This is a genomic window from Achromobacter sp. GbtcB20 (assembly GCF_019091095.1).
Classification (GTDB): Bacteria; Pseudomonadota; Gammaproteobacteria; order Burkholderiales; family Burkholderiaceae_B; genus Achromobacter; species Achromobacter mucicolens.
On record NZ_JAGXJZ010000023.1, the window covers coordinates 25909 to 50379 of the forward strand.

General features: G+C 66.6%; 27 protein-coding genes. 15 read left to right on the forward strand and 12 right to left on the reverse strand.

The window, feature by feature from the left end; genetic code table 11:
• Nucleotide 1 precedes the first annotated feature (1 nt).
• The 5 genes from tolB to KVT32_RS23465 all read left to right on the forward strand — a co-directional run bounded on the left by tolB (nucleotide 2) and on the right by KVT32_RS23465 (nucleotide 4486).
• Complete coding sequence (tolB, locus tag KVT32_RS23445) at nucleotides 2-1324, forward strand: Tol-Pal system beta propeller repeat protein TolB (RefSeq protein WP_152383378.1); 1323 nt, start codon at nucleotides 2-4, stop codon at nucleotides 1322-1324.
• Nucleotides 1325-1355: 31 nt separating this feature from the next.
• A complete protein-coding gene (gene pal, locus KVT32_RS23450) occupies nucleotides 1356-1856 on the forward strand; it encodes a peptidoglycan-associated lipoprotein Pal (protein ID WP_056327903.1) in 501 nt (166 codons plus the stop codon).
• Between the two features lie 85 nt (nucleotides 1857-1941).
• Entirely contained in the window at nucleotides 1942-2634 is a 693-nt protein-coding gene (gene ybgF, locus KVT32_RS23455; protein WP_056327902.1) for a tol-pal system protein YbgF, read from the forward strand.
• A complete protein-coding gene (locus tag KVT32_RS23460; protein WP_217618897.1) occupies nucleotides 2634-3677 on the forward strand; it encodes an iron ABC transporter permease in 1044 nt (347 codons plus the stop codon). Before ybgF ends, KVT32_RS23460 begins: the two co-directional genes overlap by 1 nt.
• Entirely contained in the window at nucleotides 3674-4486 is an 813-nt protein-coding gene (locus KVT32_RS23465; RefSeq protein ID WP_152383376.1) for an ABC transporter ATP-binding protein, read from the forward strand. Before KVT32_RS23460 ends, KVT32_RS23465 begins: the two co-directional genes overlap by 4 nt.
• A 25-nt stretch (nucleotides 4487-4511) precedes the next feature.
• Here the strand turns inward: KVT32_RS23465 and KVT32_RS23470 are convergent, their stop codons facing one another.
• Nucleotides 4512-5009, reverse strand: a complete 498-nt coding sequence (locus KVT32_RS23470; RefSeq protein ID WP_056327899.1) for a YbaK/EbsC family protein — start codon at nucleotides 5007-5009, stop codon at nucleotides 4512-4514.
• Between the two features lie 140 nt (nucleotides 5010-5149).
• Between KVT32_RS23470 and KVT32_RS23475 the strand changes: the two genes are divergently transcribed.
• A complete protein-coding gene (locus KVT32_RS23475) occupies nucleotides 5150-5959 on the forward strand; it encodes an alpha/beta fold hydrolase (protein ID WP_217618898.1) in 810 nt (269 codons plus the stop codon).
• Between the two features lie 9 nt (nucleotides 5960-5968).
• On the opposite strand, the gene KVT32_RS23480 is transcribed toward KVT32_RS23475, so the two are convergent.
• Entirely contained in the window at nucleotides 5969-6439 is a 471-nt protein-coding gene (locus KVT32_RS23480) for an Lrp/AsnC family transcriptional regulator (protein ID WP_056327897.1), read from the reverse strand.
• A gap of 299 nt (nucleotides 6440-6738) precedes the next feature.
• On the opposite strand from KVT32_RS23480, the gene KVT32_RS23485 reads away from it, so the two are divergent.
• Nucleotides 6739-7632, forward strand: a complete 894-nt coding sequence (locus KVT32_RS23485) for a DMT family transporter (RefSeq protein WP_217618899.1) — start codon at nucleotides 6739-6741, stop codon at nucleotides 7630-7632.
• A 16-nt stretch (nucleotides 7633-7648) separates the two neighbouring features.
• Here the strand turns inward: KVT32_RS23485 and fusA are convergent, their stop codons facing one another.
• The 4 genes from fusA to KVT32_RS23505 all read right to left on the reverse strand — a co-directional run bounded on the left by fusA (nucleotide 7649) and on the right by KVT32_RS23505 (nucleotide 12316).
• Nucleotides 7649-9760, reverse strand: coding sequence for an elongation factor G (gene fusA / locus KVT32_RS23490; protein ID WP_056327895.1), 2112 nt, complete (start codon nucleotides 9758-9760; stop codon nucleotides 7649-7651).
• Nucleotides 9761-9955: 195 nt separating this feature from the next.
• Nucleotides 9956-10420, reverse strand: coding sequence for a universal stress protein (locus KVT32_RS23495; RefSeq protein ID WP_056327894.1), 465 nt, complete (start codon nucleotides 10418-10420; stop codon nucleotides 9956-9958).
• 98 nt (nucleotides 10421-10518) lie between these two features.
• Nucleotides 10519-10863, reverse strand: a complete 345-nt coding sequence (locus KVT32_RS23500; protein WP_062838528.1) for a TIGR01244 family sulfur transferase — start codon at nucleotides 10861-10863, stop codon at nucleotides 10519-10521.
• Nucleotides 10864-10900: 37 nt separating this feature from the next.
• Nucleotides 10901-12316, reverse strand: a complete 1416-nt coding sequence (locus tag KVT32_RS23505; RefSeq protein WP_217618910.1) for a PLP-dependent aminotransferase family protein — start codon at nucleotides 12314-12316, stop codon at nucleotides 10901-10903.
• Between the two features lie 181 nt (nucleotides 12317-12497).
• On the opposite strand from KVT32_RS23505, the gene KVT32_RS23510 reads away from it, so the two are divergent.
• Complete coding sequence (locus KVT32_RS23510) at nucleotides 12498-13421, forward strand: DMT family transporter (protein WP_217618900.1); 924 nt, start codon at nucleotides 12498-12500, stop codon at nucleotides 13419-13421.
• A complete protein-coding gene (locus tag KVT32_RS23515) occupies nucleotides 13418-14062 on the forward strand; it encodes a LysE family translocator (RefSeq protein WP_062838525.1) in 645 nt (214 codons plus the stop codon). Before KVT32_RS23510 ends, KVT32_RS23515 begins: the two co-directional genes overlap by 4 nt.
• A gap of 8 nt (nucleotides 14063-14070) precedes the next feature.
• On the opposite strand, the gene KVT32_RS23520 is transcribed toward KVT32_RS23515, so the two are convergent.
• Complete coding sequence (locus tag KVT32_RS23520) at nucleotides 14071-14763, reverse strand: LrgB family protein (RefSeq protein WP_056327889.1); 693 nt, start codon at nucleotides 14761-14763, stop codon at nucleotides 14071-14073.
• Nucleotides 14753-15157 carry a CidA/LrgA family protein gene (locus KVT32_RS23525; RefSeq protein WP_056327888.1) on the reverse strand — a complete coding sequence of 135 codons (405 nt, stop codon included), beginning with the start codon at nucleotides 15155-15157 and terminating at the stop codon, nucleotides 14753-14755. Before KVT32_RS23525 ends, KVT32_RS23520 begins: the two co-directional genes overlap by 11 nt.
• 96 nt (nucleotides 15158-15253) lie before the next feature.
• On the opposite strand from KVT32_RS23525, the gene KVT32_RS23530 reads away from it, so the two are divergent.
• On the forward strand, nucleotides 15254-16141 hold the full coding sequence (locus KVT32_RS23530; RefSeq protein WP_056327887.1) for a LysR family transcriptional regulator: 888 nt from the start codon (nucleotides 15254-15256) through the stop codon (nucleotides 16139-16141).
• Nucleotides 16142-16212: 71 nt separating this feature from the next.
• Entirely contained in the window at nucleotides 16213-17100 is an 888-nt protein-coding gene (locus KVT32_RS23535) for an alpha/beta hydrolase (RefSeq protein WP_217618912.1), read from the forward strand.
• 4 nt (nucleotides 17101-17104) lie between these two features.
• On the opposite strand, the gene KVT32_RS23540 is transcribed toward KVT32_RS23535, so the two are convergent.
• Nucleotides 17105-17563, reverse strand: coding sequence for a multidrug/biocide efflux PACE transporter (locus tag KVT32_RS23540; RefSeq protein WP_217618911.1), 459 nt, complete (start codon nucleotides 17561-17563; stop codon nucleotides 17105-17107).
• A 109-nt stretch (nucleotides 17564-17672) separates the two neighbouring features.
• Between KVT32_RS23540 and KVT32_RS23545 the strand changes: the two genes are divergently transcribed.
• Nucleotides 17673-18536, forward strand: a complete 864-nt coding sequence (locus KVT32_RS23545) for a LysR family transcriptional regulator (RefSeq protein ID WP_142051236.1) — start codon at nucleotides 17673-17675, stop codon at nucleotides 18534-18536.
• On the opposite strand, the gene KVT32_RS23550 is transcribed toward KVT32_RS23545, so the two are convergent.
• A complete protein-coding gene (locus KVT32_RS23550; RefSeq protein ID WP_152383368.1) occupies nucleotides 18523-19389 on the reverse strand; it encodes a ChbG/HpnK family deacetylase in 867 nt (288 codons plus the stop codon). The two genes, KVT32_RS23545 and KVT32_RS23550, sit on opposite strands and share 14 nt — an antisense overlap.
• Nucleotides 19390-19425: 36 nt before the next feature.
• Here KVT32_RS23550 and KVT32_RS23555 point away from each other — a divergent pair, with 36 nt between their 5' ends.
• On the forward strand, nucleotides 19426-19821 hold the full coding sequence (locus KVT32_RS23555) for a GtrA family protein (RefSeq protein WP_152383367.1): 396 nt from the start codon (nucleotides 19426-19428) through the stop codon (nucleotides 19819-19821).
• On the opposite strand, the gene KVT32_RS23560 is transcribed toward KVT32_RS23555, so the two are convergent.
• Nucleotides 19781-21364: an ArnT family glycosyltransferase gene (locus KVT32_RS23560; RefSeq protein ID WP_370638971.1), complete on the reverse strand. Its 1584-nt coding sequence runs from the start codon at nucleotides 21362-21364 to the stop codon at nucleotides 19781-19783. The two genes, KVT32_RS23555 and KVT32_RS23560, sit on opposite strands and share 41 nt — an antisense overlap.
• A gap of 2 nt (nucleotides 21365-21366) precedes the next feature.
• Nucleotides 21367-22413 (reverse strand): glycosyltransferase family 2 protein, encoded by a 1047-nt coding sequence (locus KVT32_RS23565; RefSeq protein WP_056327883.1) that lies wholly within the window; start codon nucleotides 22411-22413, stop codon nucleotides 21367-21369.
• Between the two features lie 150 nt (nucleotides 22414-22563).
• On the opposite strand from KVT32_RS23565, the gene KVT32_RS23570 reads away from it, so the two are divergent.
• A complete protein-coding gene (locus KVT32_RS23570) occupies nucleotides 22564-23091 on the forward strand; it encodes a GNAT family N-acetyltransferase (protein WP_217618913.1) in 528 nt (175 codons plus the stop codon).
• 169 nt (nucleotides 23092-23260) lie between these two features.
• Entirely contained in the window at nucleotides 23261-24469 is a 1209-nt protein-coding gene (gene gltS, locus KVT32_RS23575) for a sodium/glutamate symporter (RefSeq protein WP_217618901.1), read from the forward strand.
• Nucleotides 24470-24471 lie beyond the last annotated feature (2 nt).

A 24471-nucleotide genomic window follows, 5' to 3' on the forward strand; every position in this document is an offset into this window, starting at 1 on the left:
CATGACTCCCGCTTATAGTCGACGAGTATCCACTCTCGCGCTCTGGAGAGCGTATGGAATCGGATTGCTGATGGTGGCGCTTGCCTGCCTGATGGCCATGAAGCCCGCCCACGCGCAGCTGCGTGTCGACATCTCCGGCACCGGCGCCACGCAATACCCCGTGGCCATCGCCGACTTCGCGGTCGATGACACCCACGGCCGCGCTCTGGCCGAAGTCATTCGCGCCGACCTGACCCGCACCGGCCAGTTCCGCCTGATCAACGCAGCGGGCTCCGGCCTGAACGTGGATTCCCCGATCGCCCACGACGACTGGCGCGGCAAGGGTGCGGACTTCATCGCCTACGGCAGCATCACGCGGGGCGCCGATGGCCGCTACGACGTGCGCTACCGCCTGGCCGACACGGTCAAGAAGTCGCAACTGGACGGCGTGGCCTTCTCGGGCACCGAGCAGGAACTGCGCCGCGTGGCCCACCAGATTGCCGACCGCATCTACGAAAAGATCACCGGCGTTCGCGGCGTGTTCTCGACGCGTATCGCGTACGTGCTGAAGAAGGGTTCCACCTACGAACTGCAGGTGGCTGACGCCGACGGCCAAAACCCCCAGGTTGCCCTGCGCTCGCGCGAGCCGATCATTTCGCCGTCCTGGTCGCCCGATGGCAGCAAGCTTGCTTACGTGAGCTTCGAGTCCGGCAAGCCCGTCGTCTATGTGCACACCCTGGCCACCAGCGCGCGTGCACCGGTCGCCAACTTCAAGGGCAACAACAGCGCCCCGGGATGGTCGCCTGACGGCAGCAAGCTCGCGGTCGCCCTGACGCGTGACGGTTTGTCGCAAATTTACGTCGTTAATGCGGCCGATGGCTCGAATCCGACCCGAGTTACGCGTTCTCCCGGGATTGACACCGAGCCGAGCTTTACGCCTGACGGTGCTTCCATTATCTTTACGAGTGACCGCAGCGGCGGGCCGCAAATCTATCAGACCGGCTCGACAGGCGGCGAAGCCCGCCGTCTCACGTTTAATGGTGGTTACAACATATCACCCCGAATTTCCCCCGACGGATCGACGCTGCTGTACGTTGCAAGACGAGACGGCGCGTTTCGAATCGCATCCTTGAACCTGTCCACTGGCGCCGAAGCCTTGCTGACTGATGGTCGTGACGATCAGTCGCCCAGCTTTGCGCCAAACGGCATGCAAGTGCTCTACGCAGCCATCCAGAATGGCCGTAGCGTGCTTGCAGGTGTCTCGAGCGATGGACGCGTACGACAGACGCTTTCGGTACTGAACGGGGAAATACGTGAACCGACTTGGGGCCCATTTACCCGATAACACGTGTGACTCTCTTTGCAAAGGAACTATCATGAAGTCGCGCATTGCCAAAAGCCTAACCATCGCCGCTCTGGCTGCCGCCCTGGCAGCTTGCAGCTCCGTCCCTCTCGACGATAAAGCGGGTCAGGGTGGAGGCGCTGGCCAAGGATCTTCGGCCTCTGGCCAAATCCTTGATCCTTTCAACCCCCAAAGCATCCTGGCGCAACAGCGCTCGGTGTACTTTGATTTCGACAGCTACACCGTGTCGGACCAATACCGTGGCCTGGTCGAAACCCATGCCAAGTACCTGGCCTCGCACCAACAGCAAAAGGTCAAGATCGAAGGCAACACCGACGAACGCGGCGGTGCTGAGTACAACCTGGCCCTCGGCCAGCGTCGTGCCGACGCCGTGCGTCGCATGATGACCCTGCTGGGCGTCAGCGACAACCAGATCGAAACCATCAGCTTCGGCAAGGAAAAGCCGCGCTCGACGGGTACGACTGAAGCCGACTTTGCCGAAAACCGCCGCGCCGATATCAATTATCTGCGTTAAGCTTTTCGCTTAGTCTGGAGCCCTACCTCGCGTCGGGACGGCCAGCCGGCCGTCCCGACGTTTGTTTTTATCCCCGGGAATATTCATGCGCGATCAAGTTCTGTCCCTGCGTCCCCTGATTGTGGCCACTGGCCTGGCGCTAGCCGCCCTCACGGCCCCCGCTCACGCTTTTTCCGACGATGAAGCCCGCAAGGCCATCCTGGATTTGCGCCAGCAGGTGCAGCAGCAGAACGAGCAAAGCCAGCGCGCCAAGCTGCAATTGGCCGACCAGATTCAATCCCTGCAGCAGGAAATTGCCCAGCTGCGCGACCAGCTCGAACTGGTATCGCGCCAGCAACCGAGCGCCAAGCCGGGCGGCGCCGCGCCGGGTAGCGCAAATCCCCCGGGCGCCTCTGCCGGCGATCCCCAGGAACAGACCGCCTATGACGGCGCGATGGACCTGTTCCGCAAGGGCCAATACAAGGAAGCCGCCGAATCGCTGGCCGCCTTCACCGCGCTCTACCCCAACAGCCAGCTCGCGCCCAGCGCCCAGTTCTACCAGGGCAGCAGCCGCTATGCGCTCAAGGACTTCAAGGGCACCATCGAGCAGCTGAACGCCATGGTGCAGAAGTCGCCGGACAACGCCCGCGCGCCGGATGCCCTGCTGATCATCGCGGGCAGCCAGATCGAACTGAACAACCGCGCCGGCGCCAAGGCCACCTTGCAACGCATCGTGCGCGACTACCCCACCACGCCGGCCGCCACCACGGCCAAGAGCCGGCTGCAACTGCTGCAGTAATGCCGCACGCCGCCAGCGCGGCAGGCGCTTACCGCCAGATTCTTCGCCGCCGGGCGGGGCTGATTGCCCTGCTGCTGGCGGCGATTCTATTTGCGCTGCTGATCGACTTCACCGTGGGCCCGTCCGGCCTGCCCTGGCGCGCGCTCTGGCAGACGCTTGCCGCGCCCGTCGATGCTGATCCCACCTATCGCGTGATTGTCTGGGACATCCGCCTGCCGTCAGCCCTGATGGCGGCGCTGGTAGGCATGGCGCTCGGCCTGGCGGGCGCCGAGATGCAGACCATCCTGAACAATCCCTTTGCCAGCCCGTTCACCCTGGGCGTGTCGTCGGCAGCGGCCTTTGGCGCCTCGCTGGCGATCGTGCTCCAGTTCGGTCTGCCGGGCGTGCCCGCCGGCTGGCTGATTGCCGCCAACGCCTTTCTGTTCGCCCTGCTGGCGGCGCTGCTGCTGGATGCCGTGGCCCGCTGGGGCGGCATGAACACATCGGGCGTCGTGCTGTTCGGCATCGCGATGGTGTTCACCTTCAATGCGCTGGTGTCGCTGGTGCAATTCACCGCCAGCGCCGAAGCGTTGCAGAACCTGGTGTTCTGGACGATGGGCAGCCTGGCGCGTTCCAGCTGGACGACCGTGGGCGTGCTGGCGCTGGCGTTCGCGGTGGCCTTGCCGCTGGCCATGCGGCAATCCTGGAAGCTGACCGCGCTGCGGCTGGGCGAGGACCGCGCCGCCAGCTTTGGCGTGGATGTGCGCCGCGTGCGCGTTGCGGCGTTGGCGCGCGTGAGCCTGCTGTCCGCGCTGGCGGTCGCCTTTGTCGGGACGATCGGCTTCGTCGGACTGGTGGCGCCGCACATCGCGCGCCGGCTCTTCGGCGAAGACCACCGCTTCTATCTGCCGGGCAGCGCCCTGGTGGGCGCGGTGATCCTGTCGCTGGCGTCGATCGCATCCAAGAATCTCCTACCGGGCGTGGTGGTGCCCGTGGGCATCGTGACCGCGCTGGTGGGCATTCCCTTCTTCGTTTCCGTCGTGCTGCGCAGGCAATTGCCATGACAAGGCCCGCTCCCGCTCCACACCCCGCCGGCCTGGCGGTCCAGGCGCTTTCGGCCGGTTACGGGCGCGAAGACGTGCTGCACGACCTGACGATCCCCGCGCTTGCCGCGGGCAAAGTGACGGCGCTGCTGGGTCCGAACGGCAGCGGCAAGTCCACGTTGCTCAAGGCGCTGGCCGGCCTGGTGCGGCCCCGCGCGGGCGGCGCGGCGCTGGACGGGCTGGACCTCACGCGCCTTGACCACGCCGAGCGTGCCCGCCACGTCGTGTACCTGCCTCAAAGCCTGCCCGCGGCCGTGCACCTGCGCGTATTCGAGTCCGTGCTGGTCGCGGCCCGCGCCAGCGGCGCGGCGGCGCGCCCCGTGGACCTTCAAGCCATCGACCAGCTGCTGGCGCGGCTGGGCATCGCGCATCTGGCCCTTCACTATCTGGACGCGCTGTCTGGCGGGCAAAAACAATTGGTGGGGCTGGCGCAGGCGCTGATCCGCCACCCGCGCGTGCTGCTGCTGGACGAGCCGCTATCGGCCCTGGACCTGAACTACCAATTCCACGTCATGCGCCTGCTGCAGCACGAAACGCGCGAGCATGGCCTGATCAGCCTCATCGTGCTGCACGACCTGAACGTGGCGCTTCAGCATGCGGACCAGGCCGTGATGATCCATGAAGGGCGGCTGCACGCCGCCGGAAGCCCGGCCGACGTCATCACGCCCGACGCGCTGGCTGCCGTCTATGGCGTGCAGGCGCGCGTGGAGGCGTGCTCGAAAGGCCGGCGGCAGGTGCTGATCGACGGGTTGCAGGCGCACCCGGGCTGAACCGCGCAGCCCGGCACGGGCAAGCTCAGGCGCGCTGCGCCACGTCCGCGACGGGCGCGCCCGTCATGTCCGCCAGCTGGGCCGGCGTCAGGTTGAACACGGTATGCGGATGACCGGCGGCGGCCCACAGGCTTTCGTAATTGAAGAGGTCCGCGTCCAGCAGCATGACCGGCTTGACGGCGTGGCCGATGGGGCAGACGCCGCCGATGGCATAACCGGTCATGTCGCGCACGAAGCGCGCGTCGGCCTTGGCCAGTTCGCCCACCTGCGCCGCGACCTTGGCTTCATCCACACGGTTGGCGCCACTGGCGATGACGAGCACCGGCGCGTTGTCGGTGGCGCGGCGGAAGATGATGGACTTGGCGATCTGGGCGACTTCGCAGCCCAGCCCCGCGGCCGCCTCGGCCGAGGTCTTGCCCGTCTGGGGCAGCACCACCACGGGTTTGTCATGCCCCAATTCCACGAGCAGACGCGCAACGCGCTGAGCGGATTCCGGCAAGGCGGCGATGGATTCTGGCGACATCGTTGAAAACTCCGTTCAAGAAAACTGGCCCGCGCGCGGACGGCGCCGGCGGGGCGCAGACGAGTGTATCAGCGTCCGGCCCGGCAGCCGTGCGCCGATGCCGGGCTAGAATGCGGACCTGGCTACACGTCCCGATCCCCATGCGTTCCGAACCCGTTTTGCCTTTGCAGACCGCGCCCATCGGCGGTTATGCCATGTCCTACACCGAGTACGGCAGCGGCACGCCGCTGGTGCTGGTGCACGGCTCCCTGTCCGACAGCCGCTACTGGAAGTCGCAGATGGCGCCGCTGGGGCGTTCGTTCCGGGTGCTGGCCGTGTGCCTGCGCCGCTATTGGCCCGAGACCTGGGACGGCGAAGGCGGCGGCTTTTCGGTCGAGCAGCACGCCAGCGATGTGCTGGAATTCATCGACACGGTGGCAGGCGGCCCGGCCCATCTGGTGGGCCACTCACGCGGCGGGCGTGTCGCCCTGGAAGCCGCCCTGCGTCAGCCGAAATCGTTGCGCAGTCTTACGCTGGCGGATCCCGGCCTGCAGTTGCCCGGTTGCGTCGATGAACGCGGGGGCTTTCGCCAACGCGCCCTGACGCTGATCCGGCAAGGCGACATCGAGGAAGGGTTGGCGCTGTTCGTGGATACGGTGACCGGCCCCAACACCTGGCAGCGCATGGTCCCGTGGTTCAAGGAGATGGTGCGCGACAACGTGGGCACGCTCTTCGGACAGGTGGACGAACGGCCGGACACCCTGACGCCCGAGCAGATCGCCGGCGTGACGATGCCGGTGCTGCTGATCGGCGGCGCGCTAAGCCCGGCGCCCTATCCCGCGGTGCTCGATGCGCTGGCGCAATGGCTGCCGCAATCCCGCCGCATCGATATCGTGGGCTCTTCGCACGGCATGAACCTGGGCAACCCCCGCGCCTTCAATGACGCCATCCAGGAATTTATCGGCGGTTGATCCGCGCGGTCAGGGCTCGACCGACGGCGTGTGCTTCAGGCGCCGCAGCACAAACGTGGAACGGCTGTGCCGCACGCCGCGCAACTTGTACAGCCGCTTGCGCAGGAATTCTTCGTAGCCTTCCGTGCCCGCCACGGCAACCTTGATCAGGTAGTCGTATTCGCCCGTGACCAGAAACGCCTCGACCACTTCGGGCAGGCGGCTGATTTCCTCGCCAAAGCGCGCCAGCGTGTCGTCGTCGTGGTGCTCAAGCGTGACCTCGATCATTACCGTGTCCGGCAGCCCCAGCGCCTTCTGGTTCAGCAAGGCCGCATAACCTTCGATTACCCCCGCCTCTTCCAGCGCCTTGACGCGGTTCCAGCAGGGCGTGGGCGACAGGCCGACCGTTTCGGCCAGCTTCAGGTTCGTCAGCCGGCCATCCGCGCGCAGGGCGCGCAGGATCTTGCGGTCGGTGTCATCGAGTTTGGGCAATGTGGGCATGGTTGACGGATTATTGAAGGAAGAATCCCTATGGCAACGGATTTTACAGAAATTAGATTCTTCAAAGCGTCGTAAACCGGCGTGAATCAAGAAACCTATTTTGCGCATGACGCCGTAGACTTTCCTCAAGGCGCGCACCTATCCCGCGCGTCCCGATTCGGCGCTCACGCTGCGGCACAACCCGGCGGGTGCGCCGGCAGTTTTCACGCAGCAAGCCCGCGCGCCGATCCGCGCGGCTGGAAATCATGCCTCACGCAGCAGCACCCGCGAAATCCGGTCTCGGCCTATCCGGCGCCGTCATGCTTTTCGTCGCCCCCGCGCTCTTCGCCTCAAACATGGTTGCGGCCCGCTGGGCGCACGACGCCAACCTTCCCCCCGTCTTTCTCGCCTTCGGCCGCTGGCTGATTGCCCTGCTGATCCTGTTGCCCTTTGCCGCCCCCGCCTTGCGCGCCCATCGCCGGGCCTTGTGGCGCGGCCTGCCGGCGCTGTTGCCGCTGGCCGTGCTGGGCATGGGCGTGGCGGTGGCGCCGCAGTACATCGGTGCGCAGACCACCAGCGCCACCAACATTGCGCTGATCTTTTCGTGCAGCCCGCTGCTGGTGACGCTGCTGGAAGCGGTGTTCTGGCGCAAGCCGCTGTCAGCGCCCCGCGCGGCCGGCCTGGCGCTGGCGTTGACCGGCGTGCTGGTGGTGCTGACGCGCGGCGACGCCCACGCGCTGGCGCGGCTGGCGTTCGGACAAGGAGATCTGTGGGTGCTGCTGGCCGCCACCGGCTGGGCGTTGTACACGGTGCTGCAAAAGCGCCTGACCCTGCCCGCGGTGCCCGACAGCGCGCGGCTCGCGACGATGATGCTGGGCGGCGCGGTGGCGCTGGCGCCCTTTGCCGGCATTGAAGCGGCAGCCGGCATGGCGCCTGCGTGGACGGACCCGCGCCTGGCGGCGGTGCTGCTGTTCCTGGCGGTGGTGCCGAGCCTGGGCGCCTATTACGTCTATGGCCGGCTTATCAGCGTGGCCGGGCCCGCAACCGCGGGCCTGTCGATGTTCCTGGTGCCGATCTACGCGGCGCTGCTGGCCTGGCCGCTGCTGGGCGAGGCGCCGCAGCTCTTTCATGCCTACGGCTTTGCCATGATCCTGCTGGGCGTGAAGCTGGCCTCGTCGCGGCTGCGCCCGGCGGCGGCCGCAGCCGCCGCCTGAGGTCACTGCATGACGGTCAGCGGCCCGCGCCCTGCGCCGCCATGACTTCCTGCGCCACTTGGCGGGGCGCTTCGGCGTAGTGCTTGAACTCCATCGTGTAGGTGGCGCGGCCCTGTGTCAGCGAGCGCAGCGACGTGGAGTAGCCAAACATCTCGGCCAAGGGCACCTCGGCGCGCACGACCTTGCCGCCGCCGCCCGCGATGTCTTCCATGCCCTGCACCATGCCGCGGCGCGACGACAGATCGCCCATGACGTTGCCGGTGAAGTCTTCGGGCGTCTCGACCTCGACCTGCATCATGGGTTCCAGCAGCACGGGATCGGCGCGCCGCATGCCTTCCTTGAACGCCATCGAGCCGGCCATCTTGAACGCGTTTTCGTTCGAGTCGACGTCGTGGTACGACCCGAAGAACAGCGTCACCTTCACGTCCACAACCGGATACCCGGCCAGCACGCCGGCGTTAAGGGCCTCGCGAATGCCCTTGTCCACAGCGGGGATGAATTCGCGCGGCACCACGCCGCCCTTGATCGCGTCGACGAACTCGTAGCCCTTGCCCGCCTCTTGCGGCTCGAGCTTGAGCACCACGTGGCCGTACTGGCCGCGGCCCCCCGACTGCTTGACGAACTTGCCTTCGACCTCGTTGCAGGTCTTGCGGATGGTCTCGCGGTACGCCACCTGCGGCTTGCCCACCGTGGCTTCCACGTTGAATTCGCGCTTCATGCGATCGACCAGGATTTCCAGGTGCAGCTCGCCCATGCCGGAGATGATGGTCTGCCCGGATTCTTCGTCGGTGCGCACGCGGAACGACGGATCTTCCTGCGCCAGGCGGCCCAGCGCGATGCCCATTTTTTCCTGGTCGGCCTTGGTCTTGGGTTCCACGGCCTGCGAAATGACGGGCTCGGGGAACACCATGCGTTCGAGGATGATGATGTGCGAGGGATCGGTCAGCGTGTCGCCGGTGGTGACGTCCTTGATGCCGACGGCCGCGGCGATATCGCCCGCATACACTTCGGTGATCTCGCGCCGTTCGTTGGCGTGCATCTGCAGAATGCGGCCCAGGCGTTCTTTCTTTTCCTTGATGGGGTTGTAGACAGAGTCGCCCGACTTCACCACGCCCGAATACACGCGGAAGAACACGAGCTGCCCGACGAAGGGATCGGTCATGATCTTGAAGGCAAGCGCGGAGAACGGCTCGTTGTCGGTCGGATGACGCTCGATTTCGTGGTCGCGCTGGTCATGGCCCTTGATGGCGGGCACATCCACCGGCGAGGGCATGTAGTCGATGACCGCATCCAGCATCGCCTGCACGCCCTTGTTCTTGAAGGCGCTGCCGCACAGCATCGGCACGATCTCGTTGGCGATCGTGCGGGCGCGCAGCCCTTCCTTGATTTCCGCTTCGGTAAGCGGCTCGCCGGACAGGTATTTTTCGAGCAGGGTTTCGTTGGCCTCGGCGGCCTTTTCCACCATCTTCTCGTGCCATTCCTGCGCCTGGTCCTGCATCGCCGCGGGGATGTCCACGTACTGGAACTTCACGCCCTGGCTGGCGTCGTCCCAGATGATGGCCTTCATCTTGACCAGATCGATCACGCCCTCGAAGTGGTCTTCGGCGCCCACCGGCAACTGGATGGGCACGGCGTCGCCCTTCAGGCGCTCGGCGATCTGGCGCTGCACGCGCAGGAAGTCCGCGCCGACGCGATCCATCTTGTTGACGAAGGCAAGCCGCGGCACCTTGTATTTGTTGGCCTGGCGCCAGACGGTCTCGGACTGCGGCTGCACGCCGCCCACGGCGTCATAGACCATGACGGCGCCGTCCAGCACGCGCATGGAGCGTTCGACCTCGATGGTGAAGTCGACGTGGCCCGGCGTGTCGATGATGTTGATGCGGTGCTCGGGATAGTTGCCCGCCATGCCCTTCCAGAAGGCGGTGGTGGCGGCCGACGTGATGGTGATGCCGCGTTCCTGCTCCTGCTCCATCCAGTCCATCACCGCCGCGCCGTCATGGACCTCGCCGATCTTGTGGGTGATGCCGGTGTAGAAGAGGATGCGCTCGGTGGTCGTCGTTTTGCCTGCGTCAATATGGGCGCTGATGCCGATATTGCGATAAAGCTCGATGCGCGTCTTGCGGGTCATGGCCTCTTCCTACGGTTGGATGAAGATGCGTAAATATTACGCGCCATGCGGCAAGATACAAGCCTGAATCGGCCCGCTGACGCGAGTTTGGCGGGTCCATGAGTTTGGCCCCGCCATACCAACGTATAAGCGCATGCGCCGGGCATGAAAAAGCCCCTCTGGCAGAGGGGCTTTGGCGCATGCGGTGGCGCGCAATTACTTCTTGTCTTCCTTGACGCGATAGACCAGCACGGCAGTGGTGGCCAGCGAGAGCACCTTGGCGGTGACGCTGCCCAGCAGCAGGCGCGACAGGCCGCTGCGGCCGTGGCTGCCGATGAAGATCAGATCGCAGCCCGCATCGGTGGCGGCCTGAACGATGCCGTCAGCCACGTTGAAGTTGGACACGGCGCGCGCTTCGACCTTGACGCCAGCGGTATCGGCACGGTCGCTGATCTGCTTGAGGTACTTGTCGGCTTGCTCGGCGGAGGCCTTTTCGTAGTCTTCGTCGGTGATGGCATAGGCCGCGGCCATGCCGTCAAAACCGATGGTGGCCGCGAAGGGCTGCGTCACGTAGAGGGCGACGACTTCGGCGCCGACTTCGCGCGCGAAGCAGATACCTGCGTTGGCGGCTTGCGCCGAGAGCGGGGAACCGTCGGTGGGAATCAGGATCTTCTTGAACATCTTGCCTGCTCCTGTGTTGGAGGAATCTTTATGCTACCGGAAAGCCGCCGGGCCGACATCAGCCGAACTGGCGGCCTTGACGAGGGTCAAGGCGGGGTTTATCCCAACTGCTGGGCAGCCGCGAACAGGTTGGTGCAGCGGGTGCCGGTGCGGCAGTATGCCAGGACCGGGCCCGGCAGGGTGCGCAGCAGTTCCGCAAAGCGGGCGACGTCGGCGGCCGTCATGGCGCTGCCCACGACGGGCTGATATTCGATCTGCAGGCCGGCTTCCTGCGCGGCGCGCGACACGTCGGCGGCGGTGGGCTGGTCCGGACCGCCTTCAAAATCGGGGCGGTTGATGATGACGCTCTTGTACCCGGCGGCGGCCACGTCGGCCATGTCGTCGGGGCCCAGTTGCGGGGCGACGGCAAAGTTCTGGGTAAGGGGCTTGATGGGTGCGGACATGACGGTTCCTTCGGTGACTGGGCGATCTGGCTCGGAATTATTGATTGTAGGACCCGTTTTGCGCGAAAAGTTTTTCCAGTTCGGCCCAGATGCCCCGGTGGTCGGCAATCGATACCGAAAAGCGCAGCATGGTCGACGGCGCCTGCGTCGGCGAGAACAGCGTCCCCGGCGCGAGCAGCATGCCGCGGTCCGCGGCCTCGCGCGCCAGCACCTCGGAATCCCGGCCGCAATCGGCCCAGACGAACATGCCGGCGTGCGCCTCGTGCGGGATGGTCAGGCCCAGTTTCAGCAAGCCCTTCATGCAGCGCTGGCGCGCGTCGTCGACCCGCTGTCGCACGCGTTCGATATGGCGCCGGTACTGCCCTTCCATGAGGACGCGGTGCACGACGCGCTCGCCCAGTTCGGGTGAAGTCAGACCCGCCAGCATCTTCAGGTCGGCCAGCTTCTGCAGCAGTTCGGCATTGGCCGCCACATAGCCCACGCGCAGGCTGGCCGCCAGCATCTTGGAGTATCCCCCCACGAAGATGACGCGGTTCAGCCGGTCCAGGGCCGCGAGCTTGATGGCGCCGCCCGGATGCAGCTCGCCGTAGGTGTCGTCTTCGACGACCATGAAATCGTGGCGTTCGGCGATGCGCAGGATGCCGTAGGCGGCCCCGGCGGACAGCGTGTGGCCGGTGGGGTTGTGAACCGATCCGTTGATGATGAACAGCTTGGGCTTGTGCTGCGCGGCCAGTTGCTCAAGCAGGTCGAGGTCCGGGCCGTCGGGGCCGCGCGGCACGCCGATCAGGCGGGCGCCAAAGGCGGCAAGGCGGCCGAAGATCACGAACCAGGCCGGGTCCTCGACCAGGACGGTATCGCCCGGTTTGACCAGATGGCGCGCGATGAGATCCAGCCCGTGGGTGACGCCGTTGGTCGTGAGCAGGTTGAGCTCGGGATGGGCGGGAACGCCCTCGTTCTGCAGCACCGCGGCGATCTGCTGGCGCAGGGGCGCAAAACCCTGGGGGCTGCCGTAGCTGACGAGGTTGGCGCGCACCGAGCGGCCCACCGCGCGCACGGCGCCAGCCACGATGTCGGGATCCAGCCAATCGGCCGGCAGGAGGCCCGCCCCGCCCGGCATGCCCGGCGCGTTGGATTCCCGGAACATGCTGCGCAACAGCCAGGCGATGTCCACCCGCGCGGGCGGCGCGAGCGTGCTGGGCGCGGCGGCGGCCACCGCCGTCAGCGGGCCGCTGCGGGCCTTCACGAAAAACCCCGCGCCCCGGCGCGATTGCACCAGCCCGCGGGCCACGAGGCGGTCGTAGGCCTCGACCACGGTGAAACGGCTGACGCCCGACTGTTCGGCCATCTTGCGGATGGACGGCAGGCGCGTGCCGGGCCGCAAGCCTTGCTCGTCGATGCGGCGGGCCAGGCCATCGGCCAGTTGCGCCACCAGGGTGGCATCGGCCTGGCGCACGGGCTGCCAGGGCATGGAAGGAGAGGACGGAGCAACTGTCATGGAGATTTGGCCAGGCCAGTGATTAAAGTGACATGCCATTGTGTACCGGTACTGTACTGATGGCTGTGCGTAGAGTGACAGCAATGCCGAAAGCCTGCAACCGCAGTCGCGGCCATTGAGACATTTTTCCGGTGCTGTCATGACCCGTCCCGCGCTCTTCCCCTCGCCTTCGGCAGCTCCCGCCGCCTCGTCTTCCCTGTGGGAGGGATACGGCTACGGTTTCCTGGGCGTGCTGGTGTTTTCGCTAACGCTGCCCATGACCCGCGTGGCGGTGGCCGAACTGGCGCCGCTGCTGGTGGGATTGGGCCGCGCGCTGATCGCCGCGCTGCCCGCCGTGGCCCTGTTGTGGTTGACCCGCAGCCGCCGGCCCAATCGCGCGGAATGGCCGGGCGTGATCCTGGCGGCGCTGGGCATCGTCGTGGGCTGGCCGCTGGCCTCGTCGATCGCGATGCAGACGGTGCCTTCGTCGCAAGGCGCGGTATTCAACGGCCTGCTGCCGCTGTCCACCGCCGCCTTTGCCGCGCTGCGCAGCGGTGAAAGGCCTTCCGCCGCCTTCTGGGGCTGGGCCGTCGCGGGCGCCGCGCTGGTTACCGCTTATGCGCTGCGCCAGGGCGAAGGCACGCTGACCGCCGGCTACCTGTGGCTGCTGGTGGCCGTGGTGCTGGGCGGCATGGGCTACGCCGAGGGCGCGCGCGCCTCGCGCACGCTGGGCGGTTGGCGCACAATATGTTGGGCGCTTGCCATCAGCGCACCCGTGGTGGCCCTGCCGGTCGGCTGGATGGCGGCGCAGCAGCCCCACTGGCCCAGCTCGGACGTCATCGCTGCCTGCGCCTACCTGGCCTTCGGCTCGATGTTCCTGGGATTTTTCGCCTGGTACCGCGGCCTGGCCGCCGGCGGAATTGCCCGGGTCGGACAAGTGCAATTGCTGCAACCCTTCCTTACCGTCGTGGCCGCTGCTTTGCTGTTTGGCGAAACCGTGGAGGCGACGACGTTCGTGTTTGCCGCCGCCGTGATCGCCGTTATTGCCGGCGGACGCCGCGCCATCGTGAGGACCCCGAAATGAACCTGCTTCCTGCCAATTGGGCCGACGTCCCGCTGGCCTCGCTTTCCCTGCTGGGCCCGCTGGCGTTGTTTGCGCTGGTCAGCTCGATCACGCCCGGCCCCAATAACGTCATGCTGGCCTCGTCGGGGTTGAACTTCGGGTTCCGGCGCAGCGTGCCGCATCTGCTGGGCGTGAACCTGGGCTTCACGCTGATGATCTTTCTGGTGGGCGTCGGCCTGGGTTCGGTCTTTCAGCAGACGCCTGCCCTCTATACCGTCCTGAAGTACGCCGGCGCGGCCTATCTGCTGTATCTGGCGTGGAAGATCGCCAACTCCGGCCCGCTGGACGAGGGCGAGGCGCGCGGCAAGCCGTTCACGTTCCTGCAGGCCGCCGCCTTCCAGTGGGTCAATCCCAAGGCCTGGGTGATGGCGGTGGGCGTGGTGGCAACCTACACGCCGCAGAACGGCTTCTTCGCCAACCTGGTGATCGCGACGCTGGTCTGCGGCATCGTCAACCTGCCCAGCATCGGCATCTGGGTGACCTTCGGCACGGCTCTGCGCCGCGTGCTGCACCGGCCTGCCGCCATCCGCGCCTTCAATGTGGGCATGGCCCTGCTGCTGGTTGCCTCGCTGTATCCCGTCGCCCTGGAACTGCTCCACTGACCCGCCGTTCAGGCCAGCAGCCCCACCACCACGGCCGGCGTGACCAGCACGTTGAACAGGCCCGCCATCACCATCACCAGGCCCGCGACCGCGCCCTCTTCGGCGGCCAGCTCGCGGGCCTTGGCCGTGCCCGCGCCGTGCGCCCCCATGCCGAATAGCGCGCCGCGCGCCAATGCCGAGCGCAGCGGCAGCCACCTGCACATGAGCTGGCCGATGGCCGCGCCAAACACGCCCGTCACGATGACGAAGACGGCCGTCAGGTCGGGCACGCCGCCCACGTGGGACGACACCGCCACGGCAAACGGCGTGGCGACCGAACGCGGCAGCAGGCTAAGCCGCAGGTCCGGCGGCAAATCCAGCAGGCTGCCCAGCAGCCATGCGCTGGCGCCCGCGATGCCGCTGCCCACCGCCACCCCGGCGGCCAGCACCGGCCAGTAGCGCCGGATCAGCGCGCGCTGCTGATACAGCGGCAAGGCGAACGCCACGATGACCGGGCCCAGCATGGCCATCAGCCAGTGCGAGCCGGACATGTATTCGCGATAGCCGGTATGCAGCAGGATGGCCAGCGTCAGCAGGAGCGCGGGCGCAACGACCAGCGTGGACGTCCACCAGTAGGCATAGCGGCGGTAAAACAGACGCGCGCAGACGTAGGCGGCGACCGTCGCGGCTGGCCAGAAAAGCAGGTTGAATTCAGGCCGCATGGCGGTTCATCCAGCGGTAGCAGAGATCGATGGTCAGCGCCGTGCCTGCCATGACGAGCGCCGTGCCCAGCAGGATGACCGCCAGCAGCTTGACGCCCAGGAGTCCCAGGAATTCACGGTGGTCCAGCAGCGACATGACCGCCGGCACGAAGAAGAGCAGCATTTCGCCCAGCAGCCAACTTGCGCCGCGCTGCACATTGCGCACGCGCAACCGGCGCGTCGCCAGCAGCAGGAGCACCAGCGCCATCCCGATGACGCCGCCGGGCACCGGCAGGCCCGAGGCCTGCGCCACCGCCTGCCCCGCCAAGGAAAAAAGCACGATCAACGCGATCTGGAGCAAACGGCTGCGGCGCAGGGCGCTGCGCAAAAGGATGGAATGGCGAAAGCGGGTCATGAGACGAAATCCAGCGGCAAGGTTCCGTTGTACGCCTGCGCCAGGCATAGATAAAATGAATTCGATGAATTTCTTCTATTCCAATCAGGCATAACCATGGAACTGCGTACGTTGCGCGCCCTGGTCGAAGTCGTCCGGCAAGGCGGCTTTTCCCAGGCGGCGAAGGTCATCCATGCCACCCAACCCACGGTCAGCAAGGCCGTGCGTCAACTTGAGGATGAACTGGGCATGCCGCTTCTGGACCGGCAGGCGCAGCCGTTAAGGCTGACGGCGGCCGGCGAGATCGTGTACCGGCGCGCCATCGCCATGTTGGCCGAACGCGACGACCTGCGGGCCGAGCTGGACGATCTGAAGGGCTTGAAGCGCGGCGTGCTGCGCCTGGGCCTGCCGCCGCTGGGCAGCAGTTCTTTGTTCGCGCCAATGTTCGCGCGCTTTCGCAGCCGCTATCCCCGCATCGAGATCAGTCTGGTGGAACATGGCAGCCGCCGCCTCGAAGAGATGGTGATGGCCGGCGAAATCGAGCTCGCCGGGTCGCTCAAGCCTGTGCCCGACCATTTCGAATGGCAGCCGGTGGCACGCGAACCGCTGGTCGCCCTGATGCCCGCCGACCATCCGCAGGCGCATGCGGCCTCCGTGGGGCTGCACGACCTGCGCGACTCGCCCTTCATCCTGTTCGAGAGCGGCTTTGCCTTGAATCGCATCATCCACGACGCGTGTCAGCGGGCGGGCTTCGTGCCGGCCATCGCCGCGCGCAGCGGCCAGATCGATTTCATCGTGGCGCTGGTGGCCGCGGGGCTGGGCGTCGCCTTCCTGCCGCGCATCACGGCAGACGTGGCGCTGCACGCAGGCGTGGCGCGCGCGCCCTTGCGCGACACGGGGACGGACTGGGAAATGGTGCTGGTGTGGCGCCGCGGCGGCTATCTGTCCTACGCCGCGCAGGCATGGCTGGCGTTGACGCGCGAGGTGCATCCCGGCACCCCGTGACGGCGCCGAGCCGGCCACGCCGGAGTATGCTGATGCCGGAACCCAACCCGACTTGCCGGGTCAGACCCTTCATGCCCGCCTTGCCCCGCTTCTCTGCCCGCCGACTGTTTGCCGCCGCCGTAGTCACCGCCGCCGGCGTGGTCGGTTGCACGCAACTGGATTCCTGGCAACGCCAGACCATTTTTTCGCCGCAATCCGAGCCGCAATCGTGGTGGCGGGACCCTGCCGCCGGGACGCAGGTGTACGACCTGACGCTGGAAAACGGCGACAAGGTGCGTGCCTGGTATCTGGCAAGCCCCAAGCCGGGCGCCCCCACCGTCCTGTATCTGCATGGCGCGCGCTGGAACCTGAACGGCAGCGCATTCCGCATCGACGGCTGGAGCCGCATGGGATATTCCATGCTGGCGATCGACTATCGCGGCTTTGGCGCGTCCACGCCGCGTCTGCCGTCCGAGGAAAGCGCGCTGCAGGACGCCATGGCGGGCCTGAAGGAACTGGCGCGGCTGCAGCCCGATCCGGCGCGCCGCTTCGTCTACGGGCACAGCCTGGGCGGCGCAATCGCCATCGACCTGGCCTCGCGTCCCGAGCAGCCGGACTTTGCTGGCCTAATCGTGGAATCCAGCTTCACCAGCATCGGCGCGATGCTGGCCACCCTGCGCTGGGGCAACGTGCCCGGCGCCAGCCTGCTGGTCACGCAGCCGTTTGCCTCGGTGGACAAGCTGGCCCAACTGCACACGCCGATGCTGTTCATGCACGGCACCGCGGACCGCGTGGTGCCGCACACCATGAGCGACGAGCTCTTTGCGGCCGCCCGCAACGTGGCGCCGGACTTGAAGCGGCTGGTCAAGATTGAAGGCGCCTCGCATTCGGGCGCCTTCCGCAGCGGCACGCAGTACGAAACCGCCGTCAAGACCTTCATGCAGGACGCCCGCCAGGCCTACCAGCGCAAGAAGGGTTAAGCCTTTATGCCCCGGCGGCGGCAGCGCCGCGGCGCGACAGCCAGGCGATCACCCGGGGACGCGCGAGGTCGTAGGCCAGGTTGTAGAAGAAGGCATAGGGCAGATAGAACAGCACCAGCGCGATATCCAGCACGAAGGCTTCCCACAAGCTGATGCGGAGCCACCAAGCGGCCAGCGGGATCACGATGAGGATCAGGCCGAACTCAAAGCCGAATGCATGCACCACGCGCACCCGAAAAGTGCGCGTCCAGCCAAACCGGTTTTCGATGCGGTCAAAGCCCGCGTTGTAGATCATGTTCCACACCAGCGCGATCCAGGCGATCACCGCGGTCAGCACGCCCATTTCAAACAGGGATTTGCCCATGGCCCAGGCCGCCACGGGGGCACACAGGCCGATGGCGATGATTTCGAACAGGAAGGCATGGAGGAATCGTTCTTTGAGGGTTTTCTTGGCTTGCGTCATGACCCACCTGCGGTCGGTTTGCTTCGGAATGACGGCATTTTCCACGCCTATTCCGTTACGATAAAGATCATATCCATCGGAAAATCCGATACTCCGACCGGTCACCGCCATGCGTCATTCCCTTGAATCCCTGGCTGCCTTCGCCCAGGTAGCCGCCGAAGGCTCTTTCTCGGCCGCGGCCCGCAAGCTGGGCAAAAGCCAATCCACCATCAGCGAAACCATCGCCAACCTGGAGGTGGATCTGAACGTCACGCTGTTCGATCGCAGCCAGCGCCAGCCCGCGCTGACCGCCGCGGGCAAGGTGCTGCTGGGACAGGCCATGCAGGTGCTGGCCGCCAACGACCGGCTGAACCGCAGCGCCAGCCAGTTGTCCGAAGGCCTGGAACCCCGGCTTACGGTCGTGCTGTCCGACACCTTCCAGTCGCGCACGTTCGAAACCATGCTGAGCCAGATCGACAAGCGCTACCCGGCCCTGCGCTTCGAATGCCTGATCGCGGAATACGAGGACGTGGTGGCGCTGGTGCAGCAGGGCCGTGCCCACGTCGGCCTGATGGCCGCGCAGGAAACCTACCCGCCGGACGTGGCGCATGCGTGCCTGGCCGAGGGCTCGGAAATCGTCCTGTGCGTGGGGCGTTCGCATCCGCTGGCCAGCCTGCCGTCGGTCACGTCCGACCACCTGAAAACCGAACGCGAACTGCGCCTGAGCACGTACGAGCTGGATGACAAGGACGCCACGCCCGCGCACGCGACGTGGTCGGCGCCCGGCTACCTGATGCTGCTGGAAATGGCCAGTCTGGGATTCGGCTGGACCGAACTGCCGCGCTGGATGATCCAGCGCTTTGGCGGCGATCAGCTCGTGGAACTGAAGGTGCCAGGATGGCCGCGCCGGATCCATGTCGACGCGGTCTGGTCGACCCGGCGCGCGCTGGGCCCGGCGGGCGCATGGCTGCTGGAAAGCCTCACGCGGGGATAGCGCGTCCCACTACCGGCAATTCGTGATCGGCGCGTGTCAACGCCAGGCGCGTGATGCGCACGCCGTTGGCGTCCAGCCAGTCACCCAGCTTGGGGCTGGCCAGCACGTCGAATTCGGCACGGCGCTGGCGCGCCATCGTGCTGTCCTGCTCGTTGCTTCTAGCAAATCCCAATGCCGGATGGCACATGACGAGGTCGCCCTCGCGCGCATTGAACAGCCAGGTCTGCAAGAGCTGCGCGTAGCGGCGCTGGCCGCCGTCGAACGCATACACGCCCAGCAGGCGCCGGTTGGTCCGCAAGCCGCTTGAACGGGCCTCGCGCGCCAGCGCCGACGCGCCCAACGCGCCGATCACGTGTGCCTTGAACGATTCCTTAAGCGGAATGCCGCATTGCATGCCGGGCGCCGTCTGGCGCAACCAGGGCCGTTGCGTCCCGTAACGCTGCGCGAGCCGCGCCAGGACGCGCATGCGGATGCCGGGCAATTGATGGACGTGCTGATGCCCGTCGACATAGTCCGGCGCGCGGCCGAACGCGGCTTCGAAAGCGTCGAACTGTTCATCAAGCCGCGCATCGATCCAGGCGGCATCGAGCCGGCCCGCATAGGCCTTCAGGATCAACGCGCCGAGCGAAGGCAGCGGTTCGGCGTCCGCGCCCAGCGTTTCCGAGAAGTTCAGATGCAGGCCGATGTCCACATCCTGCGCCGCCAGCCTGGGCGCATTGGCGGCGAACGTGGGGCCCAACGAGAGGCAGCTGACCGAGCTGACCCGCCGCATGCCGGCCAGCGCAATCATGCCCTCATCGACATCCGCATTCATGCCAAAATCATCACCGCACACCACGACGCGCTTGCTCATCAGCGTCTCTCCATTCAGCTCTTCGACACATTCCCCATGCGCACCCTCATCCGGCAGATCAGTCTTTTCGTCGCCGTCGGCTGCGCTGCCGCCGCAACGCATTGGGCCGTTGCCGTGGGCTGCGTCGAAGCGTTTGGCGCACCGCCGCTGGCGGCCAACCTGATCGGCTGGCTGATCGCCTTCGTGGTGTCCTTCAGCGGCCATTACCGGCTCACGTTTCGACATTCGCCCATACCCTGGACCGTAGCGGCCCGTCGTTTCTTTTTTATTTCAGCGATCGGCTTTGCGATCAACGAATCTGCCTATGCCTGGTTGCTGCACGCCACCGACGTACCTTACGACACGTTGCTGGCGCTGATCCTCATCGGTCTGGCGTTCGGCACCTTCATCGCTAGCCGGCTGTGGGCGTTCCGGCACAAACCCGCTGCCTGAGCGCCGCGCCCGCGTCCACGCGCCACATCGCATGCCGGGCGCTCGTCACGACGGGCGCCAGCCCTTGCAGTGGCAGGTAGATGGCGCCATCGCCATGCCCGCCCCACACCCAGAACCGCGCACCGTCCGGCGCCGCGCACAGCGTGGCGTTGAACTGCTCGGCGCTGATCAGCACCTGTTTGCCGGTGACCGGATCGAACTTCGCGGCGTCGTACAGCTCCTTGCGCCAGTTGTCGCGCACCGGCACCTCGGGATTGAGCCAGTCGTCCACGACCCAGGTGGGCCGCGGGGCGCGCGCGTAAAGCGCCAGGTCGAAGGGATAGGCGTGCAGCGACACGAAGGTATCGTCCGGCCGCGCTTCCTGCCGCACGACCTGGGCCAGCGGCGCGGCGCTGCCCTTCGCATTGAATGCGGCGATGCCCACGGCGATGACGCAGATCCCGGCGGCGACCGCGGCGCTGATGCGCACCAGCCGCGGCGTCGTCAAACCGTTCTCGCTGCGCCACGCTGCCAGGATGACCTCCGCCAGCAAAAACGCGAGCGGCGCCAGCGCAGGCAGCACATAGCCGATCAGCTTGGAATGCGGCAACGAAAAAAACACCACCACCACGGCGAACCACACCGCGGCCAGGCGCCGCAGGCTGCGCGCCGGCCCCGCGATCCAGAACGCGCGGCGCAGGATGCCCCCGCCCCATAGTGACCACGGCAGGCTCAATCCGGCCAGCACGGGCAGGTAGAACCAGAACGGCTGGGCATTGTTGAAGCCGGCGGCCGCGAAGCGCTGGAAATGCTGGTAGACGAAGAAGTAGTCATAAAAGCCCGGAAACCGCACCTGCATCAGCACGAACCACGGCGCCGCCACCGCCAGGAACACCAGCAGCGCCGGCGGCCAGACCAGCGCCCTAAGCCCGCGCCAGCGCCGCTCCCAGACCAGCCACAGCAACAGGATGGCGCCGGGCAGCACCAGGCCGATCAGCCCCTTGGCCAGCACCGCCAGCGCGGCCAGCGCGCCAGCCGCCACGGACATCGCGCGCCACCGTTCGCCACGCTCGACGCGCAACACGGTTTCCGCGGCGGCCAGCACGCACAGCGTGATGAGACCGGCGACCAGCATGTCCAGATTGGCAAACTGCGCGCCGCCGTAGAAGAACGGCACGGTGCAAAGCACCAGCACCGTCAACGAGGCGGCCGCCGCGTCGCGATGCCGGCGCACGAATACGTACAACCCGGCGGCCGCGCTCCACGCGGCCAGCCATGACGGCAAGCGCGCCGCCCACGGATGCACGCCGAACACGGAAAACGACAGTTCGGTCAGCCAGTAATACAGCGGCGGCTTGTGAAAGTACGGCATGCCGTCCAGCAGCGGGACGGCGTGCGAGCCGCTGCGCAGCATGTCCCAGGCGACGCCGGCGTAGCGCCCTTCGTCGGGCAGCGTCAGCGGACGCATCCACGCCAACCAGGCCAGCCAGATTCCCGCGGCCAGCAGCAGCCATCCTGCCGGCGGGGTCCATTCGGAGCGCGCCGGCTTGTTAAGGTTGGCCATCATCAGCCCTGCGCCTTGCCGGCGGGACCGCCTCGGGTGCGTCGAACGACAAACAGCGGTCGGCCCTTCACTTCGTCGAAGATGCGGGCGACATATTCGCCCACAACGCCTAGCGAGATCAGGTTGACGCCGGCAAAGAACAGCACCGCCGTGACGATGGTCGTCCACCCGGATACGGCGTTGCCGGACATCAGGTAGTCCACCACCAGGAATCCCGCATAGGCCAGCGCCAGGACGGCAAACGCCACGCCCACCAGGCTGACCATGCGCAGCGGCCAGGTCGTAAAGGCAGTCAATCCGTCCAGCGCCAGACGGAACAGGCGCAGACCGCTGTAGGTGCTGGTGCCGTGCATGCGCTCGTCGGGCGTGTACGGCAGGGCCTCGCCCTTGAACCCGACCCAGGCATACAGGCCTTTCATGAAGCGGGTGCGCTCGGGTAGCGCGATCAGCGCGTCGACCACGCTGCGGTCCATCAGCCGGAAGTCGCCGGCGTGCGCCGGCACCTGCACGCCGCGCGCATTGCTAAGCAACTGATAGAACCAGCGCGCGCCCGAGCGCTTGAGCCAGGACTCGTCGGCGCGGTCGCGCCGCACGGCGTACACCATTTCAGCGCCGGCAGACCAGCGCGCGAGCATCAGCTCGATCAGCGCGGGCGGATGCTGCAGATCGGCGTCCAGGCAGATCACCACGTTGCCGGTGGAGGCCTCCAGGCCCGCGCTCAGCGCGGCTTCCTTGCCGAAATTGCGCGACAGCTGCACATGGCGAAAGCCCTCGTGCTCGGTCCATTCCGACATCAGCGCTTCGGTGCCGTCGGTGCTGCCGTCGTCGGCCACGATGATTTCCCAGCTGGTGCACAACGCCGACAGCCGGTTGCGCAGAAGCGGCAGCAGCACGCGCAGGTTCTCGCACTCGTTCAAGCACGGAATGACGCAGGTAACACGGGTGTCATACGGCACGTCGGCCGTCTGCGGCGGCCACACGGAACGCAGGGGCAGAGGCTTACCCAACACCTGCGGCGCTGGGGGGTCGGACCGGAACTGGATGTGCATGGGACTTTGATTGGACGGAATGCGGGGCACGATGCGGTGCAGTATGCGCAGGGGCTCGTCGAATTTTCATGAAATGCCGGCGCGCCCCGATCGTTACAATGGCGGGCAGTTTTCAGGCTTCGACACGTCATGCAATACCAAGTCCGTCCCATGCTGGCCAGCGATGTGGACGCCATCCTCCAGGCCCAGGCCCTCGCCTATCCGCAGTTTCTGCTGGAGGGCGCCGGCTTTTTCCTGAACCGCCTCGCGCTCGCTCCCCAATATTGCTGGGTTGCCCAGCCGGATGCGCCACGCAGATCCGGCGCGGTGCTGGGCTATCTGATTTCCTATCCCTGGGACGCGGGCCTGCCGCCCGCCCTGGATGTGCCGCTTTCCGCGCTGCCGCCGCGGGCCGATCACTGGTTCCTGCATGACTGCGCGGTCGTGCCGGCGGCGCAGGGCTTGGGCGTGGGCCAGGCGCTGGTGGGCGCCGCCGCCGCGCGCGCCGTGGACAACGGCCTGACGCGCGCCAGCCTGGTGTCCCTGGCGTCGGCGGCCGGCTACTGGCTGCGGCATGGGTATGCGCCGCTTGCCCCGCAGCCTCCCGGCCTGGCCGAGAAACTCGCCGGCTATGGCGCAGGCGCCAGTTACATGTCGCGCGCCTTTCCCTTCCCGGCCTCAATCCCCGCACGCGCCTGATAAAGCCGTCTTTCAAAACGTGTACAGCCACGCTTTGCCGGACGTAAGATAGGTCCGCAGTCCGCAAACGATGCGGCGGCAAAACGGTCTGAAAACGCGGTTTGAAAACGGCTTGAAATCGGTTTGAACAGTCTGGCTTGCTGCGCCCCGGCGGGGCGCGAAGGTTCATATGATCTCCCTTTCGCCCGTCCAATCCCTGCTCGCCTGCTGTCTCGTGCTCGTCATCGGACGCGTCATGACCACGCGCATCGGCGTCCTGGCGCGCTACAGCATTCCGGACCCCATCGTGGGCGGGCTGCTGTTCGCCGTGCTGGCCTACCTGCTGTCCACCTGGGGCGGCGTCGCCGTTTCGCTGGAAACCAGCATCAAGCCCACGCTGCTGCTGCTGTTCTTTGGCTGCATCGGGCTGACCGCCAACTTGAAACTGCTGGCCCGGGGCGGCCCCCGCCTCATTGCCTTCCTGCTGGCGCTGATCCCCTTTCTCGTCTTGCAGAATGCCGTCGGCCTGGGCATGGCCTGGCTGCTGGACATGCACCCGCTCATGGGACTCTTGGGCGGCACGATCACGCTCGTGGGCGGACATGGCACCGGCGCGGCCTACGCGACACGCTTTGCTGACTTCAACAACATCCAGGACGTCATGCCGCTGGCCATGACAGCTGCGACGCTGGGCCTGGTGCTGGGCGGCGTCGTGGGCGGGCCCGTGGCCGAATGGATCATGCGCCGCCACAAGGTGTCGGGCAGCCTTGACCATACCGCGGCTCAAGGCGACCAGCCCCCCGACCTGAACGAAGACAACCAGCCGCCCACGGCCGGGACGTTCATCCTGTCCATGACCGCGGCGTTTGTCTGCCTGGTGGTCGGCGGCGTCCTGGCGGCGCTGGTTGAAGACGCGCCCGTCAGCCTGCCCAACTTCCTGTGGTGCCTGGCCACCGGCGTGCTCATCCGCAACGCCGGTCCGCTGGTCGGCATCCGGCTCGACGACCGGGCCACCGACATCATCGGCACGATCTCGCTGTCGCTCTTCCTGGGCATGACGATGATGACGCTGGACCTGTCGAGCGTCGCGCGCCTTGCCGGCCCGCTGGCGCTGATGCTGGCGGTGCAGACGCTGGTGTGCGCGATGTACGCCGGCTGGGTGGTGTTCCGGCTGCTCAAGCGGGACTACGAGGCGGCGATCATGTCCGCCGCGTTCTGCGGCTTCGCGCTGGGCGCGACGGCCACCGCCATCGCCAACATGCAGGCCCTCACGCGCCGCCACGGCCCGGCGCCGGAAGCATTCATCGTGGTCCCCGTCACCGGGGCCTTCCTGGTGGACATCCTGAACGTGATCGTCCTGAGCTCGCTGATCTCCTTGCCATTCGTGGGAGGGATGTAGCC

Coding starts and splice junctions, on each gene's coding strand:
- KVT32_RS23545 (WP_142051236.1), top strand. CDS start 17,673: ATGCGTCATTCCCTTGAATCCCTGGCTGCCTTCGCCCAGGTAGCCGCC.
- KVT32_RS23495 (WP_056327894.1), bottom strand. CDS start 10,420: ATGTTCAAGAAGATCCTGATTCCCACCGACGGTTCCCCGCTCTCGGCG.
- KVT32_RS23500 (WP_062838528.1), bottom strand. CDS start 10,863: ATGTCCGCACCCATCAAGCCCCTTACCCAGAACTTTGCCGTCGCCCCG.
- KVT32_RS23465 (WP_152383376.1), top strand. CDS start 3,674: ATGACAAGGCCCGCTCCCGCTCCACACCCCGCCGGCCTGGCGGTCCAG.
- tolB (WP_152383378.1), top strand. CDS start 2: ATGACTCCCGCTTATAGTCGACGAGTATCCACTCTCGCGCTCTGGAGA.
- KVT32_RS23520 (WP_056327889.1), bottom strand. CDS start 14,763: ATGCGGCCTGAATTCAACCTGCTTTTCTGGCCAGCCGCGACGGTCGCC.
- KVT32_RS23480 (WP_056327897.1), bottom strand. CDS start 6,439: ATGCCCACATTGCCCAAACTCGATGACACCGACCGCAAGATCCTGCGC.
- gltS (WP_217618901.1), top strand. CDS start 23,261: ATGATCTCCCTTTCGCCCGTCCAATCCCTGCTCGCCTGCTGTCTCGTG.
- KVT32_RS23535 (WP_217618912.1), top strand. CDS start 16,213: ATGCCCGCCTTGCCCCGCTTCTCTGCCCGCCGACTGTTTGCCGCCGCC.
- KVT32_RS23475 (WP_217618898.1), top strand. CDS start 5,150: ATGCGTTCCGAACCCGTTTTGCCTTTGCAGACCGCGCCCATCGGCGGT.
- KVT32_RS23565 (WP_056327883.1), bottom strand. CDS start 22,413: ATGCACATCCAGTTCCGGTCCGACCCCCCAGCGCCGCAGGTGTTGGGT.
- pal (WP_056327903.1), top strand. CDS start 1,356: ATGAAGTCGCGCATTGCCAAAAGCCTAACCATCGCCGCTCTGGCTGCC.
- fusA (WP_056327895.1), bottom strand. CDS start 9,760: ATGACCCGCAAGACGCGCATCGAGCTTTATCGCAATATCGGCATCAGC.
- KVT32_RS23570 (WP_217618913.1), top strand. CDS start 22,564: ATGCTGGCCAGCGATGTGGACGCCATCCTCCAGGCCCAGGCCCTCGCC.
- KVT32_RS23550 (WP_152383368.1), bottom strand. CDS start 19,389: ATGAGCAAGCGCGTCGTGGTGTGCGGTGATGATTTTGGCATGAATGCG.
- KVT32_RS23470 (WP_056327899.1), bottom strand. CDS start 5,009: ATGTCGCCAGAATCCATCGCCGCCTTGCCGGAATCCGCTCAGCGCGTT.
- KVT32_RS23555 (WP_152383367.1), top strand. CDS start 19,426: ATGCGCACCCTCATCCGGCAGATCAGTCTTTTCGTCGCCGTCGGCTGC.
- KVT32_RS23510 (WP_217618900.1), top strand. CDS start 12,498: ATGACCCGTCCCGCGCTCTTCCCCTCGCCTTCGGCAGCTCCCGCCGCC.
- KVT32_RS23525 (WP_056327888.1), bottom strand. CDS start 15,157: ATGACCCGCTTTCGCCATTCCATCCTTTTGCGCAGCGCCCTGCGCCGC.
- KVT32_RS23530 (WP_056327887.1), top strand. CDS start 15,254: ATGGAACTGCGTACGTTGCGCGCCCTGGTCGAAGTCGTCCGGCAAGGC.
- ybgF (WP_056327902.1), top strand. CDS start 1,942: ATGCGCGATCAAGTTCTGTCCCTGCGTCCCCTGATTGTGGCCACTGGC.
- KVT32_RS23485 (WP_217618899.1), top strand. CDS start 6,739: ATGCTTTTCGTCGCCCCCGCGCTCTTCGCCTCAAACATGGTTGCGGCC.
- KVT32_RS23460 (WP_217618897.1), top strand. CDS start 2,634: ATGCCGCACGCCGCCAGCGCGGCAGGCGCTTACCGCCAGATTCTTCGC.
- KVT32_RS23515 (WP_062838525.1), top strand. CDS start 13,418: ATGAACCTGCTTCCTGCCAATTGGGCCGACGTCCCGCTGGCCTCGCTT.
- KVT32_RS23540 (WP_217618911.1), bottom strand. CDS start 17,563: ATGACGCAAGCCAAGAAAACCCTCAAAGAACGATTCCTCCATGCCTTC.
- KVT32_RS23560 (WP_370638971.1), bottom strand. CDS start 21,364: ATGGCCAACCTTAACAAGCCGGCGCGCTCCGAATGGACCCCGCCGGCA.